The sequence below is a fragment of the Geothrix rubra genome, from assembly GCF_030268065.1.
Classification (GTDB): Bacteria; Acidobacteriota; Holophagae; order Holophagales; family Holophagaceae; genus Geothrix; species Geothrix rubra.
In genome coordinates, this window is record NZ_BSDD01000007.1 from 49,389 (window position 1) to 64,419 (window position 15,031).

Sequence of the window (15,031 nt, forward strand, 5' to 3'; positions counted from 1 at the left end):
TCCGATGCAGACCCCCTCCTTCGCCTTCGCCCGCCGCCTCCTCCTGGTGACCGCCGCCCTGGCCCTCGGCCTGGGCTGCGCCCTGCACAAGGCCAACCAGGCCTACGACGAGGGCCGCTACGACGATGCCGTCGTGGCCTACCGCCACGTGCTCCAGTCCGATCCCTCCAACGTCAAGGCGCGCATCGGCATCCGCCGGGCCTCCCAGCAGGCCGCGGAGGGCCACCTCGCCCTCGCCCGCGAGGCCGAACACCGGGGCATGGACGGCAACGTGGAATCCGAAGTGCGCAAGGCCCTGGTGCTGGATCCCGACAACCAGATCGCCCAGGACTGGCTCATCCGCATCCGCGAAAAGGCGGCGAAGGCCAAGGAGGAGGCGGACGCCACCGACAACATCGAGCTCATGAAGGCGAAGGCGGATGCCGAGAACCCACTGCAGCTGAACCCGCGCAGCCTCGATGGCATCGACCTGAACTTCAGCCGGCGAACCAGCCTGCGCGAGATCTTCGGGACCCTGAGCCGCGCCACGGGCGTGAACATCATCCTCCACAGCTCCTTCCAGGATGCGAGCGTGTCCATCGACCTTCGGGGGCTGCCCTTCCAGAAGGTGCTCGACACCCTGATGCTGCAGAACGACCTGTTCTACAAGGTGATCGACAAGAACACCATCATGGTCTTCAAGTCCACGCCCCAGAACCGGGAGCAGTACGAGAACCAGATCCTGAAGACCTACTACCTGTCGAACGCCGAGCCCGATCCCATCCGCTCCATCCTCACCACCCTCAATCCGCAGCTCCGGGTGTTCACCGACAAGCGCATCAACGCGATCATCGTGAAGGCCAAGCCCACCGAGCTGTCCATCGTGGACCAGGTGATCCGCACCCTCGACAAGCCCAAGGCCGAGGTCATGGTCTACCTGGAGCTGATGGAGGTGACCGAGAACAGCCTGGAGCAGGTGGGCCTGCTGCCGGTCATCAACGCCACCGACACCACGGGGGTCTACCGCATCGGCGCCACCACCGTGAACAACACCACGGGCATGAACACCAACTCCGGCCTGACGAACATCAAGCGGGCCGACATCCGCGTGCTGTTCCCCAACCTCGCCCTCGATGCCCTGAAGAGCAACGGCGACGCCCGCCTGGTGGCCAGCCCCAACATCCGCGTCCTCTCCGGCGAGTCGGGCGAGATCAACATCGGCGAGAAGATCTCCACCACCCAGAGCCAGCTCTCCCTGCCCACCACCGGCACCACCGGCACCACGGCCAGCGCCTCGTCCCTGCTCGGCGGCGTGGGCCAGACCTCCTTCTCCTACGAGGACGTGGGCGTGAAGATCAAGGTCGAGCCCCGCGTCAACAACGACGGCGACATCACGCTGAAGATCGACACCAAGGTCACGACCCTGAAGTCGGGCTCCACCCCGGGCCGGCCCGACCTGGGCAGCCGCGAGATCAAGACCTCGGCCCGGCTGCGGGACGGCGAGACCGCCATCTTCGGCGGCCTCCTGAAGGACGAGGAGCAGAAGAGCCTCCAGGGCATCTGGGGCCTGACGGACGTGCCCATCCTGGGCCGCCTCCTGGGGAACTCCCGGAAGAACAAGGCCAAGACCGACGTCATCCTCACCATCCGCACGGTGCTGGTCCGCAAGCCGGTGATGACCGAGCAGGACATGGCCCCCTTCAATCCCGATGACGCCACCTCCCGCAGCGGCCCCTTCGCCCCGAAGGCCAAGGCCGCCGTCCTGGGCAACGGCGCCCCCAAGCCCGCCACCCAGCCGCAGGCCCCCGGCCAGCCCGCCCCCCAGCCGCAGGTCTCCGCCCAGCCCCCCGCGCCGACCACCCCGCCGGACGCCATCCAGGACAAGAAGGCCCCCGCCCCCGGCGAGGACCTGCGCCCGCCCACGGCCTCGGACCTGGTGTTCTTCATGTCCCCGGTGGCCGCCGAGATCCACCCCAAGGAGCACGTCCAGATCTCGCTGACCGTGAGCGGAGGCAAGGGCCTGGCCTCGGGCTCCCTCGACCTCCGCATCCCGCCGGGCCTCCGCCTCGTCTCGGTCACCCCCGGCGAGTTCATCACCAACGAGGGCGGCACCTTCGAGCAGAACCCGGGGAAGGACGGCGCCCTGCGGATCGTGTTCAAGCGCAACCCCGCCGGCATCGACAGCGGCCTCTTCGCGACCCTCGAGCTGGAGGGCCTCACGGCCGGCAACGCACCCGTGCTCATCCAGGGTGGCCAGTTCATGGCCGGGAACAATCCGATCACGGGCCGCTGGTCCAACGCCCTGGTGACCGTGCAGTGATGCGCCGGAGGAACGGGTTCACCCTCCTCGAGCTGGTCGTCACGGCCACGGTCCTCCTCATCCTTGCTTCCGTCACCGTCCCCCTGGTGAAGAACGGCCTGAAGCGCCAGAAGGAGATCGAGCTCCGGCGCGATCTGCGGGAGATGCGCACGGCCATCGACGCCTACAAGCGGGACGCGGAGCAGCAGAAGATCAAGGCCCCCGCCCCGGAGGCGAACTTCTACCCCGAAAGCCTGGAGATGCTGGTGGAGGGCGTGCCCGCCGCCGGGACCGGCACCTCCACCCGCAAGATCCGCTACCTGCGGCGGATCCCCGTGGATCCCTTCACCGGGAAGCCGGAGTGGGGCCTCCGGAACTCCAACGACGACGCCAACAGCACGAGCTGGGGCGGGGGCCATGTCTATGACGTGTACAGCCTCGCCCCCGGCACCGGCATGAACGGCATCCCCTACCACGAGTGGTGAATTCGCCGATTGCATGTCCCCCCGGACCGCGCTAGGATTGGGGTTCGGCATGGCCGGAACCCGCGGGAACCGGACAGCTCTTTCAAGCGGATATGGCGGAATTGGTAGACGCGCTAGTTTCAGGTACTAGTGTTCACAAGACGTGGGGGTTCGAGTCCCTCTATCCGCACCATTCGACATGCGCCCCGGAAGGGGCGCGTGGAGAATAGGGCCGAACGCGACCGAAGGGCGCGTTGCGGTCCGCAGGCTGAGCACCAGCGAAGCCAAGGATGACGGCCAGCGGCCGTCACCACGACGAAGCTTGGGTAGTCCATAGCGCGGGTTGACAAGGGCATCCGGCCCCCTCCGGAATCGACCTCCCAGGCGGCACGGGGCTGCGGGGCAGGGTGACGGGCGATCCCCCGAAAAGGAGCCTCCCATGGCCCTCAACGTGGAACAGAAGAAGATCATCATCGACGACTTCAAGCAGCACGAGTCGGATACCGGCTCGCCCGAGGTCCAGGTGGCGCTGCTCACCAAGCGCATCAACGACCTCACGGAGCACTTCAAGACCCACGCGAAGGACTACCACAGCCGCCGCGGCCTCATGATCATGGTGGGCCAGCGCCGCCGCCTGCTCGACTACCTCAAGAAGAAGAGCAAGGAGCGCTACGCCGCCCTGATCGATCGCCTCGGCCTGCGTCGCTAGGCCTCCCAGGTCCCCGAAAACGCCCGCATCCGCGGGCGTTTTTCGTTATGTTCAAGAGATGGACCTGACGCCCCTGCCCAGTCCGGAGCATCCGAATCCGTACACCACCACCGAACGGCGGCCCATCTACGACTCGCCGTGGATCCGCGTCCGCGAGGACCGGTTCCGCCACCGCCGCGGCGCCGAGGGGCGCTACGCCGTCTGCGGGTTCCACCGCACCGCCTGCGGCGTGCTGGCCCTGGACGAGGCCGACCGGGTGGTGCTCGTGGGCCAGTGGCGCTACCCCCTGGAGCTCTACTCCTGGGAGATCCCCGAGGGCGGCGGCGAACCGCACGAGAGCCCCTTCGAAGCCGTGCGGCGCGAACTGGCGGAGGAGGCCGGTCTCCAGGCCCGGGTCTGGGAGCCGCTCTGCTTCTTCCACCCCAGCAATTCCTCCACGGAGGAGGAGTCCTTCCTGTTCCTGGCCACGGGCCTCTCGACCGCCGAGGGCCATCATCCCGAGGACGACGAGGAGCTCGTGCTGCACCGCGAGCCCTTCGGCCAGTGCCTCCAGCGGGTCCTTTCGGGCGAAATCACCGACAGCCTCACGGCCATGGCCCTCCTGGCCCTGCAGGCCCGCCGCGGCGGCGTGGCCGCGGCCCTCGACCCCGCGCTCGCCGAGCGGTTCTTCCAGCGGCCGGACGAGCACCCTTCCGCCGGCCGCAGCCGCTGGCAGAACCTGGGTGCGCCATGATCCTCTCCCTGCACCCCGAGACCCCCCAGCTGCGCCACCTGGAGCGCATCGCCGAGATCCTCCGCCGGGACGGCGTCATCGCCTATCCCACCGACACCCTGTTCGGGCTGGGCTGCCTCGCCTCCCGGAAGAAGGCCGTGGACCGCATCCTCCAGATCAAGGGCCGGGACCCGAAGAAGCCCATGTCCATCCTCTGCGCCGACATGGAGATGCTCTGCCGCTACACGCGGCACCTGGACACGCCGACCTTCCGGCTGCTGAAGCAGATGCTCCCGGGCCCCTACACCGCCCTCCTGCCCGCCAGCCGGGAGGTGCCCCGCTACCTCCAGAACAAGCAGGTGGTGGGCCTGCGGATCCCCGACCACCCCTTCTGCCTGGACCTGACGAAGCTCCTGGGCGAGCCCATCATCACCACCAGCGCCAACCTCTCCGGCCAGCCCACCCTCAACACCGCCTGGGAGCTGGAGGAGGAGCTGGGCCATGCCCTTGATCTGGTGGTGGACTGCGGCCAACCCCTGGGCATCGGCAGCACCATCGTGGATCTCACAGGCGAGGAGCCGGTCCTCGTGCGGGAAGGCGCCGGCCCCTGGCCGGTCTGATCACTTCCCGGCGGCCAGGGTCCGGGCCTTCTTCAGGAGGGCCTGGTAGCCCTCTTCCGTGAGCACGCCATCGCGGCGGAGGGCTTCCAGCCGGTCCAGGGTGGCCGGCAGGTCCAGGGCCGGCCGCACGGGCGGCGGCGGTGACGCTGGGGTGCGGTCCGCCTCGGCCAGCCGGCGTCCGAGGCCGACGCACCAGGGGGCGTAGCGGGCCATCACCTCGCGCTCGCCGTCGCCGGCGAGGGTCTGGTGGAAGGCCGCCAGCAGGTCCCCGGAGACCGCATCCACCAGCTTCAGGTCCAGGCTCAGGCTCGCGACGCCCGAGAACATCGCATCCCGGGCCTCCGCCGCGGCATCCACCACCCTGCCCAGCACCAGCACATCCCCCTCCGTCCGCGAGACCCGGGCGATCCCGCCGAGCCCCTGGTCCAGGCCCTGGGCCAGCGTCGCCAGGAACTCGCCCTTCCGGTCCTCGACGAAGGCGCGGTCGTCCCGGCCACGACTCCGCCCGAGCCAGGCCGGCGCCTCCCAGGGCTGGATCCGCAGGGTGCGGCCACGGAGGGCCAGCCCAGGCTTCACCCACTCGAAGGCCTGGTGGGGGAGGCTCCTGAACTGGGCCGCCGGCCCGAACCAGGCGGGATCGAGCAGGCCTCCATCCAGGGTCTGGGCCGCCAGGAGGGCGGGCAGGAAGCAGAGAAGGGCGGCGGGTCGCATCAGCACTCCGGCAGGTTGACGGGGAAGTCCAGGGGGACTTCGGGCACGTGGGTGGCGAGGCCGCCCCGGGCGGTCTCCTTGTACTTGCTCTTCATGTCGGCGCCAGTATCCCGCATGGTCCGGATCACCTTGTCGAGGCTCACGAAGTGGCGGCCGTCGCCCCGCAGGGCCATGCGGGCCGCGTTGATGGCCTTCACCGCGGCCATGGCGTTGCGCTCGATGCAGGGCACCTGCACCAGCCCGCCGATGGGATCGCAGGTGAGGCCCAGGTTGTGCTCCATGCCGATCTCCGCGGCGTTCTCCACCTGGTCCGGCGTGCCCCCCATCACCTCGGCCAGGGCCCCGGCCGCCATGGAGCAGGCCACGCCCACCTCCCCCTGGCAGCCCACCTCGGCCCCGCTGATGGAGGCGTTCTCCTTGTAGAGGGCGCCGATGGCCCCGGCCGTGAGGAGGAAGCGCACCACGCCGTCATCCGATGCCCCCGGCACGAAGCGGCGGTAGTAGTGCAGCACGGCCGGGACGATGCCCGCCGCGCCATTGGTCGGCGCCGTCACCACGCGGCCACCCGCGGCGTTCTCCTCGTTCACCGCCAGGGCGTAGAGGCTCACGAAGTCCATGGCGGTGAGGGGATCCCGGTAGCCGGCCTCCGGCGCGGCCATCAGCTGCCGGTGGAGACCCGGGGCCCGGCGGGGCACCTGCAAGCCGCCCGGGAGGATCCCCTCCGTCGCGCAGCCCCGGGAGACGCAGGCCTGCATCACGGCCCAGATCCCGAGCAGTCCCTCCCGCACCTCCGCCTCGGGGCGCCAGGCGCACTCGTTCCGGAGGGCCACGGCGCTCACGCTGAGCCCGTGGGCGCGGCAGAGACCCAGGAGCTCCCCGCCGCTCCGGAACGGGAACGGGGGGTCCGTGCGCGGCGCCCCGGTCCGGGTCGCGCCCTCCTCCACCACGAAACCGCCCCCCACGGAGTAGTAGGTCCGGGACCCGAGCGTTGCCCCGGCGCCGTCCAGCGCCGTGAAGCGCAGGGCGTTCGGGTGGAAGGGGAGGCTCTTGTGCAGCAGGAGCAGGTGCTCCGCCTCCCGGTAGGCCACCTCGTGCCGACGGAGCAGCGGGAGGCGGCCGGAGGCGCGGATCCCGGCCACCAGGCCCTCCACGCCCTCCACATCCACCGCTTCGGGGGTTTCACCCATCAGGCCCAGGAGCACCGCCTTGTCGCTGCCGTGACCCCGGCCCGTGGCGCCCAGGCTGCCGAAGAGTTCGGCCCTCACCGCCGCGGCGGCCCCAATCCGCCCCTCCGCCTCCAGGGCCAGGACGAACGCCCGCGCCGCCCGCATGGGCCCCACCGTGTGGGAGGAGCTCGGGCCGATGCCGATGCGGAAGAGATCGAAGACAGAGAGGGTCATGGCCATGCCGCCTTCATTGTCCCTGAAACTGCGTCACTGGAACGGCCACGGACATGGGAAAAAGAATGACGAGCACAAGATCATCTTTGGAATATATTCTCCGGAGAACCCCGTCTTCGGCCTCCAACCGCCCATGCACATCTGTCGGCCGGGGCATCCGCATGAAGGCCGAAGACCCCCCCCTGACATCGCCTCGTCCCACGGGGGCTCGCGACCCAAGGAGTGATCAGCACCTACCAGGAAGGGTCTCCCATCATGTGCGGCATCGCAGGTCTCCTTGCTGGGGCGGGTTCAACCCCGTCGGAGGATCTGCTGCTGGCCATGGCCGGGGAGCTGGGGCACCGGGGACCCGATGGCGTGGGGCTGTACCTCGATGCCGGCCTCGGCCTGGTGAACACGCGTCTCTCCATCGTCGATCTGGCGGGGGGGGACCAGCCCATCGGAAACGAGGACGGGCGCTGCTGGGTGGTCCAGAACGGCGAGATCTACAACCATCCGGAACTGCGGCGGGAACTCGAGGCCTTGGGGCATCGCTTCCGCACCGACTCCGACACGGAGGTCATCGTCCATGCCTACGAGGCCTGGGACCTGGCCTGCCTCGACCGCTTCAATGGCCCCTTCGCCTTCGCCCTCTGGGACCGGCAGGCGCGGACCCTCTTCCTGGCCAGGGACCGGTTCGGGGTGCGCCCCCTCTTCCTGGCCCGGTTCGGCCCCGATTTCGTCTTCGCCTCCGAGGCGAAGGCGATCCTGCGGCATCCGCGTGCGCGGCGGGAGCTGGACCCCCTGAGCCTGGTGGACACCTTCACGCTCTGGGCGCCCCTGCCCGATTGCACCGCCTTCCCCGGGATCCGGGAGCTGCCGCCGGGCCACTGGCTCCGGATCGGCCCCGATGGCCGCCAGGAGGAGCGCTGCTGGTGGGAGCTCCGTTTCCGGCCTCCCGGGGGGCCGCCCCCGGCCTCCGAGGAGGAGAAGGCCGAGGAACTGGCCTGGCTCCTGGAGGACGCCACCCGGCTGCGCCTGCGGGCCGATGTCCCCGTGGCCGCCTACGTGAGCGGGGGCCTCGATTCTTCGGCCATCGCTGCCCTGGCCCGGAAGGCGGGCGGCGCCCGTCTGCAGGGGTTCGGCATCGGATTCACGGATCCGCGTTTCGACGAGTCCCCCTACCAGGACCGCATCGCCGGGGCTCTGGGGGTGGAGCTGAACCGCATCTCCATCTCGCCCCCCGACATCGCGGCGCTGTTCCCGGAGGTGGTCTCCCTGGCGGAGAAGCCCCTCCTCCGCACCGCCCCGGCGCCGATGCTGGCCCTGGCCGCCCTCGTCCACGAGCACGGGTTCAAGGTCGTCCTCACGGGGGAAGGCGCCGACGAGCTCTTCGCGGGCTACGACCTGTTCCGGGAATCCCAGATCCGGCGGTTCTGGGCCAGGGAGCCCGGATCCACGCGCCGCCCCAGCCTCTTCGAACGCATCTACCCCTGGCTCACACGGAGCGTCTCGAGCGCCCCCGGCTTCACGCGCCAGTTCTTCGGCCAGGGGATGCTGGACGCGGAGGATCCGCTCTACAGCCATCGCATCCGGTTCGGGACCACCTCCCGGCTGCTCCGCTTCCTCGACCCGGCGCTGCTCCATGCCATCGCGCCCGGGAAGATGCCCACGGAGCGCCTGCGCGCGCGTCTGCCCGGGGATTTCGGGACCTTCAGCGACCTGGGCAAGGCCCAGTACCTGGAGATCATCACCTTCCTCCAGGGCTACCTGCTCCACAGCCAGGGAGACCGGATGCTCATGGGCCGCTCCGTGGAGGGGCGCTTCCCCTTCCTGGACCATCGCATCGCCGAGTTCGCGGCCGCCCTCCCCGATGCCATGCGCCTCCGGGGCCTCCGCGACAAGCGTGTCCTGCGCAAGGCCATGGCCCCCCTGCTCCCGCCGGATGTCGTCTCCCGTCCCAAGCGGCCGTACCGGGCCCCGATCCTCGGTGCCTTCCTGGGGCCGGGAGCTCCGGAATACGTGGCCGACCTGCTCGAGCCGGCCCGCCTGGCCGAGACGGGCGTCTTCTCGGGCCGTTCGGTGGGGCTGCTCCGGGACAAGTGCCGCCGGAGCCGGGAGGACGAGGTCAGCGAAATGGACGAGATGGCCTTCGTGGGGATCCTCTCCATCCAGCTCCTGCATGAACGCATGGTGAAGTCGCCCCGCCTGGCCGCCCTCCCCGAGGTCACGCGCCGCGTCGTCGGCGACCGACTCGTGGCCCACGGCCCCTTCCAGGAGGTCTTGTGATGGCCAGGCATCACCACCGGCTGGTCCAGGATGGCCTCTACGAATCCGCCCGCCTGGCCGGTCGCAAGGAGGCCCTCGTCACCGAAGGGGCGCGCCTCAGCTTCGTGGAGCTGCTCGACCGCGCCCAGCGCCTGGCCCGGGCCCTCCGGGACCGGGGGCTGGAGCCCGGGGATCGCGTGGCGATCTTCATGGACAACGGGGTGGACGCGGTCGTCTCCATCTATGCGACCTGGATCGCAGGCGGCGTGGTGATGGTGGTGAATCCCCAGACCAAGGCCCGGAAGCTGGCCTACCTCCTGGCCGACAGCGGCGCGCGCTTCCTGCTGTCCCAGTCGAAGCTGCATCGCGTGGTCCTGCCGGCGCTGGAGGAGCTCCAGCCAAGCCCACGCCCCTTCCTGGTGGTGTCGGACGGGGACCCCAGGCGCGGCGACACCACCTTCGAGACCCTGCTGCCCGGCACCGGGGGCGACCCGGGGGATCCGGGGACCGTGGCGACGGATCTCGCGGCGCTCATCTACACCTCAGGCAGCACCGGCGAGCCCAAGGGGGTGATGGTCACCCACCAGAACGTCACCTTCACCCTCGGCAGCCTCCTCGAATACCTGCGCCTCGGCAGCGACGAGCGCATCCTCAACCTCCTGCCGCTGGCCTTCGACTACGGCCTCTACCAGCTGCTGATGGCCGTGCGGCTGGGCGCAACCCTCGTCCTCGAGCCGGGGTTCGAATACCCCGCCGTCATCGAGCAGCGGATCCGGGAGGAAGCGGTCACCGTGTTCCCGGGCGTCCCCACGGTCTTCACTTCCCTGCTGGCCCGGGCCAGAGAGGACAAACCCGGTTTCCCCTCCGTCCGCGCCGTGACGAACACCGCGGCCGCCCTCGCCCCCGACCTGGTGCCCGGCCTCCAGCGCCTGTTCCCGAACGCGCTCATCTTCCGGATGTACGGGCTCACGGAGTGCAAGCGGGTGTGCTACCTCGAGCCGGAGGAGCTGGCCGCCCGGCCCGAATCCGTGGGCAAGGCCATCCCGGGCACCCAGGTCTTCCTCCGGGATCCCCAGGGCCGTTCCCTGGGGCCCGGCGAGACCGGCATCCTGCACGTGCGCGGGCCCCATGTGATGGTGGGCTACTGGAACCAGCCCGAGAAGACGGCGGAGATGCTGCGTTCCGGGCGCCATCCCGGGGACCGCGTACTGTGCACCCACGACCTCTTCCGCATGGACGGGGAGGGCTACCTGTATTTCGTGGGACGCAGTGACGACATCATCAAGTCCCGCGGGGAGAAGGTCAGCCCCGTGGAAGTGGAGAATGTCCTGCACGGCATCCCCGGCGTCCGGGATGCCGCCGTGGTCGGCGTTCCGGACCCGGCCCTGGGGGAGGCGATCCGGGCCTACGTCTCGCTGGCCCCGGGTTCCCGGATCGGGGAACGGGAGATCCGCCGGGCCTGCCAGGCGCGGCTGGAAGGATTCATGGTCCCCCAGGAGATCGTGCTCCTCCCCGAACTCCCCCGGACGGACACCGGCAAGATCCGGAAGCTGGATCTCCTGGGCGCGCGCCGTCCAGACCCTTCCCCGCCACCCCACACCCCAGCAGGATCGGAGGCCCCATGAACCCCGTCGAGCAGCAGCTCCGGACCTTCATCACGGAGAACTTCTTCGTCGAGGACGGGGATCTCCGGGGGGAGATCTCCCTCACCCGCTCGGGCATCATCGATTCCACGGGCGTCATGGAGATCCTTCTCTTCCTCGAGGAGCGGTTCGGGATCAGCGTGCCGGACGACGAGATCACGCCCGAGAACCTCGACACCCTCGACAACCTGGTCCGGTACGTGAGCCAGGCGGAGAACCGGGTGTCTGCATGAAGGCGCCCGGTGCAGCCTTCGCGGAGGACCTGGTCGACTTCGATCGCGCAGCCGCGGTGGAGCGCATCACCTCGACCCTCCGCGATCAGGTCACGAAACGGCTCCACCGCCGGGGCGTCGTGCTGGGCCTGAGCGGCGGCATCGACAGCACCGTCTGCGCGGCGCTGGCGGCGCGCGCCCTGGGGCCGGACCGGGTCCTGGGGCTCCTGATGCCCGAGAGCCACTCGGCCGAGGAAAGCACCCCGCTCGGGCAGCTCGCCGCGGACCACCTCGGCATCCCCACCCTGATCGAGGACATCACTCCCGTCCTGGAGGCCCTGGGGTGCTACCGGCGGCAGGAGGCCGCGATCCGTCGGGTGCTCCCGGGCTACGGAGAGGGCTGGCGTTCGAAGATCGTGCTCCCCAGCGTGGTGGACAGCGACAGCTACCGGCTGTTCACGCTGGTGGCCCAGTCCCCGGAAGGGGAGTCGTTCCGTGTCCGCCTCACGCCGACCGCCTACCTGGAACTGGTCGCGGCGACCAACTTCAAGCAGCGCGTCCGGAAGATGCTCGAGTACCACCACGCCGACCGCCTCGTGTACGCGGTGCTCGGCACCCCCAACCGCCTGGAGTACGACCAGGGCTTCTTCGTCAAGAACGGGGATGGCGCCGCCGACCTCAAGCCCATCGCGCACCTCTACAAGACCCAGGTCTATGCGCTGGCGGAGCATCTCGACCTTCCCCGCGCGATCCGCGACCGTCCCCCGACGACCGACACCTATTCCCTGCCCCAGAGCCAGGAGGAATTCTACTTCTCGCTCCCCTACGGGCTCATGGACCGGTGCCTCTGGGCGCACGACCGGGGGCTCACGCCCGCCGAAACGGCAGTCGGGACGGGCCTCTCGGAGGACCAGGTGGGCCGCGTCTTCGCCGACATCGAGGCCAAGCGGCGGGCCACGCGCTACCAGCACGCGCGTCCCCTGTTGGTCGAGGAAGGGGTCGAGGTCGATGCCTGATCCCGGCGCATGCCAGACCCTTCCGTCCGATCCCGCGGGCCTCGCCAAGCGCTTCGGCACGGCCCCGGAGGACACGGGCGGCATCACCTTCCGCCGGGCCGCCGTGGCGGACGGGGACCAGATCGCCCGCCTGCATCACCTCTGCTCCCAGCAACAGCCCGGCGGGTTCATGCACAGGCTGGGCCGGCCGTTCTTCCGCGCCTACTACCGCATCCTCCTGCCTGACCCCAACACCATCGTCCTCTCCGCCATGGACGCCTCCGGGCGCATCCTCGGATTCGTGGCCGGCTGCGGCGATGCCCAGGCCGAGATGGATAGGCTGCGCCAACGGAGGCTCACCCTGCTCCTGTCCTGCCTCCCGCGGCTCCTGCGGAGACCCGCGCTCGTCCATGATCTCTACGCCCGGATCAGGTGCCTCGAGGGCGCCCAGCTTGATGCCTGGGGTGGGCTCAGCGGATCGCGCATCTCCTTCTGGTGCTGGGACCCGGAATCGTCCGCCTCGAGGCTGTCGACGGTCCTGCTGCAGCACTTCCTTCAGTACCTGAAGGCGAGGGGCATCAAGACCGTGCGCTTCGAGGTGGACCGGATCAACCGGAAGGTCGAGATCACCCACCGGCTCATGGGGGCGAGAACCGTGCGGACGGTCCAGGCCCCGGACGGGAGGGAGCGGCTCGTGATGGAGCACATCCTGAACTGAGCGTGCCTTCCGGCAGGGCCGGGAAGGCTCCCCCACGCCCCGCGAAGGCGGGGCCCCGGAAGGATTGCGGAGACCGGAAGGCTCGTATATGTTGTATTGCGATGCATACACCTGTTCCCACAAAAATCCCCGGATCCCCCGCCCGCCTCATCCTGGCGGCACTCCTGGCCTGCATCTCCCTCCTCGCCGGTCCCGCCCCGGAAGCTGGGGGAAGGCGCCTGCTCCATCCCTTCAGGACCGATCAGCCCCCTGTCCTGGACGGCAGGCTCGACGACCCCGTCTGGCAGCACGCGAGCTCCGTCACCGGGTTCCAGACCTTCATCCCGGAGTTCGGCCACCCCCAGCAGGAGAAGACGGTCGCCTACATGGCCTACGACCGGGACAACCTGTACTTCGCCTTCCGGTGCTTCGATCCCCATCCGGAGAAGATCAAGGCCTCGGTCGCCAAGCGCGACGACATGGTGCGGGATGATTTCATCTGCATCAACCTGGACACCTTCGACGACCAGCAGTCCCTCTATGCCTTCTACGTGAATCCCCTCGGCATCCAGGGCGACAGCCGGTTCGCCAGCGGCAAGGAGGATTTCAGCGTCGACCTGGTGTGGGACAGCGCCGGGCGCATCGATGCGGAAGGCTACGCCGTGGAGGTCCGCATCCCCCTCAAGAGCATCCGGTACAACCAGGGGGACAAGGTGCGCATGTCCGTCTTCTTCGAGCGCTGCATCAGCCGGCGCCAGGAACACGGCTCCTACCCGGCCATGGATGCCGCCAGGGGCTACGCCTTCCTCCCCCAGATGGCGCCCATGGAATTCGTCGGACTGGCCCGGCCGACGATCCTGGAGCTGCTCCCCTCCTTCACCTACTCCCAGAAGCACCTCCGCCAGAACGGGGCCTTCGTGAAGGAGCCCGACACGCGGGACTGGGGCCTGACCGCCAAGTACGGTCTCACCCCCAGCCTCATCCTGGATGCGACCCTCAATCCGGATTTCTCCCAGGTGGAGGCGGACGCGGGGCAGATCGATGCGAACCTCCGCTACGGCCTCTATTTCCCGGAGAAGCGCCCCTTCTTCCTCGAGGGCAGCGAGACCTTCAATGTCGGCGCCACGTCCACCGGCGCCCTCCAGACCGTCGTCCACACCCGCACCATCCAGGATCCCAAGGCCGGCTTCAAGCTCACGGGCAAGGTGGGCGCCGAGAACACCCTGGCCGCCCTCTACGCCACCGACGCGCCGCTTCCCCCTCCGGATGCCGGACCGGATGCCCCCCGCCCCCCCGACGCCCGCTTCACGATCCTGCGGTACAAGCGGACCACCACGGAGGACGGCTACCTCGGCGCCTTCTTCACCGAGCGGGCCCAGGACACGCGGGTCAATCGCGTGGCCGGTCCGGACGGCCAGATCCGCCTCAGCCCCTCCGGGATGCTGAGCTTCCACGCCTTCGGGTCCTCCACCCGGCAGGGACCAGACCTGGAGAGCCTGGATGGGCACGCCCTCGGCCTCGAGTACCTCTACGACACGAGCCGGCTGGGGATCAGCGCGGCCGCCCACGAGGTCTCCCAGCACTTCGAGAACGACACGGGCTACCTCACGCGCACGGGGCTGGCCAGCGGGAGCCTGTCCGTGACGCCGAAGGTCTATCCCGCCTCGTCATGGCTCCGGCGCGTGGACTGGAACGGCACCGTCTCTGTCCTCGAGGACGAACCGAGCGGACTCCTGGAACATGACCATTCCATCGGCGTGACGGGCATCCTGCAGGGCAACGCCGCCCTCTCCCTCGCCCTCCACGACGCCACGGAGGTCTTCCTCGGCCAGCGGTTCCGGACCGACGGATTCAACCTGTCCGCCCGGGACCAGTTCACGAAGGCCTTCTCGCTTCAGGCGACCTACCGCCAGGGCAAGGCCATCCGGTACACCGCCGATCCCTTCCAGGGGACCGGCTCCCAGGCCAGCGCCTCCGCCATCTGCCAGCCCACCGAGAACCTCAACCTGGAGCTGGACTGGAGCCACGCGGACCTGTTCCGGGAGGACACCGGCGCGAAGGTGTACGACTACCACATCTACCGCAGCCGGCTCACCTACCAGGTGAACGCCAGCCTCTACTTCCGCGGGATCGTCGAGTACAACGCCTTCCACCGGCAGCTCCTGGCCGATCTCCTCGCCGCGTACACCTACATTCCGGGCACGGTGGTCTACCTGGGCTACGGTTCCCTCTACAAGCAGCAAGCCTGGCAGGACGGGGTCTACCGCGACGCCCGGGGCTTCCTGGAGATGCAGCGGGGCCTGTTCTTCAAGGCCTCGTACCTCTGGAGGAGGTGAACTCCGG

The 15,031-nt window shown here is 69.4% G+C and carries 13 protein-coding genes and 1 tRNA gene; 12 read left to right on the plus strand and 2 right to left on the minus strand.

Going from position 1 to position 15,031, the window contains the following annotated elements; all coding sequences use genetic code 11:
* The first annotated feature begins 4 nt into the window (after nucleotides 1–4).
* From QSJ33_RS15050 to QSJ33_RS15075, 6 genes are all read left to right on the plus strand, one after another.
* On the plus strand, nucleotides 5–2,299 hold the full coding sequence (locus QSJ33_RS15050; protein WP_285727704.1) for a secretin N-terminal domain-containing protein: 2,295 nt from the start codon (nucleotides 5–7) through the stop codon (nucleotides 2,297–2,299).
* Nucleotides 2,299–2,763, plus strand: a complete 465-nt coding sequence (locus QSJ33_RS15055) for a type II secretion system protein (protein ID WP_285727706.1) — start codon at nucleotides 2,299–2,301, stop codon at nucleotides 2,761–2,763. The genes QSJ33_RS15050 and QSJ33_RS15055 overlap by 1 nt, the downstream gene beginning before the upstream one ends.
* A gap of 86 nt (nucleotides 2,764–2,849) precedes the next feature.
* A tRNA-Leu gene (locus QSJ33_RS15060) sits at nucleotides 2,850–2,935 on the plus strand.
* 246 nt (nucleotides 2,936–3,181) lie between these two features.
* Entirely contained in the window at nucleotides 3,182–3,451 is a 270-nt protein-coding gene (gene rpsO / locus QSJ33_RS15065) for a 30S ribosomal protein S15 (protein WP_285727708.1), read from the plus strand.
* A 58-nt stretch (nucleotides 3,452–3,509) separates the two neighbouring features.
* Nucleotides 3,510–4,184 carry an NUDIX domain-containing protein gene (locus tag QSJ33_RS15070; protein WP_285727710.1) on the plus strand — a complete coding sequence of 225 codons (675 nt, stop codon included), beginning with the start codon at nucleotides 3,510–3,512 and terminating at the stop codon, nucleotides 4,182–4,184.
* Nucleotides 4,181–4,783, plus strand: coding sequence for an L-threonylcarbamoyladenylate synthase (locus QSJ33_RS15075; protein ID WP_285727713.1), 603 nt, complete (start codon nucleotides 4,181–4,183; stop codon nucleotides 4,781–4,783). The genes QSJ33_RS15070 and QSJ33_RS15075 overlap by 4 nt, the downstream gene beginning before the upstream one ends.
* On the opposite strand, the gene QSJ33_RS15080 is transcribed toward QSJ33_RS15075, so the two are convergent.
* Both QSJ33_RS15080 and QSJ33_RS15085 read right to left on the minus strand, forming a co-directional pair.
* Nucleotides 4,784–5,494, minus strand: a complete 711-nt coding sequence (locus QSJ33_RS15080; protein WP_285727715.1) for a hypothetical protein — start codon at nucleotides 5,492–5,494, stop codon at nucleotides 4,784–4,786. It lies immediately after the preceding gene.
* Nucleotides 5,494–6,894, minus strand: coding sequence for an L-serine ammonia-lyase (locus QSJ33_RS15085; protein WP_420801418.1), 1,401 nt, complete (start codon nucleotides 6,892–6,894; stop codon nucleotides 5,494–5,496). Before QSJ33_RS15085 ends, QSJ33_RS15080 begins: the two co-directional genes overlap by 1 nt.
* A gap of 255 nt (nucleotides 6,895–7,149) precedes the next feature.
* Between QSJ33_RS15085 and asnB the strand changes: the two genes are divergently transcribed.
* The 6 genes from asnB (at nucleotide 7,150) to QSJ33_RS15115 (ending at nucleotide 15,024) form a co-directional block, all read left to right on the plus strand.
* The gene (asnB, locus tag QSJ33_RS15090) at nucleotides 7,150–9,162 is read left to right on the plus strand and encodes an asparagine synthase (glutamine-hydrolyzing) (protein WP_285727718.1); all 2,013 of its coding nucleotides are present in this window, start codon (nucleotides 7,150–7,152) and stop codon (nucleotides 9,160–9,162) included.
* Complete coding sequence (locus QSJ33_RS15095) at nucleotides 9,162–10,766, plus strand: class I adenylate-forming enzyme family protein (protein ID WP_285727720.1); 1,605 nt, start codon at nucleotides 9,162–9,164, stop codon at nucleotides 10,764–10,766. Before asnB ends, QSJ33_RS15095 begins: the two co-directional genes overlap by 1 nt.
* On the plus strand, nucleotides 10,763–11,017 hold the full coding sequence (locus QSJ33_RS15100) for an acyl carrier protein (RefSeq protein WP_285727722.1): 255 nt from the start codon (nucleotides 10,763–10,765) through the stop codon (nucleotides 11,015–11,017). The genes QSJ33_RS15095 and QSJ33_RS15100 overlap by 4 nt, the downstream gene beginning before the upstream one ends.
* A complete protein-coding gene (gene nadE, locus QSJ33_RS15105; protein WP_285727724.1) occupies nucleotides 11,014–12,012 on the plus strand; it encodes an NAD(+) synthase in 999 nt (332 codons plus the stop codon). Before QSJ33_RS15100 ends, nadE begins: the two co-directional genes overlap by 4 nt.
* Complete coding sequence (locus QSJ33_RS15110; RefSeq protein WP_285727726.1) at nucleotides 12,005–12,709, plus strand: hypothetical protein; 705 nt, start codon at nucleotides 12,005–12,007, stop codon at nucleotides 12,707–12,709. The genes nadE and QSJ33_RS15110 overlap by 8 nt, the downstream gene beginning before the upstream one ends.
* 101 nt (nucleotides 12,710–12,810) lie before the next feature.
* Nucleotides 12,811–15,024 carry a carbohydrate binding family 9 domain-containing protein gene (locus tag QSJ33_RS15115; protein WP_285727728.1) on the plus strand — a complete coding sequence of 738 codons (2,214 nt, stop codon included), beginning with the start codon at nucleotides 12,811–12,813 and terminating at the stop codon, nucleotides 15,022–15,024.
* The last annotated feature ends 7 nt before the right edge of the window (nucleotides 15,025–15,031 follow it).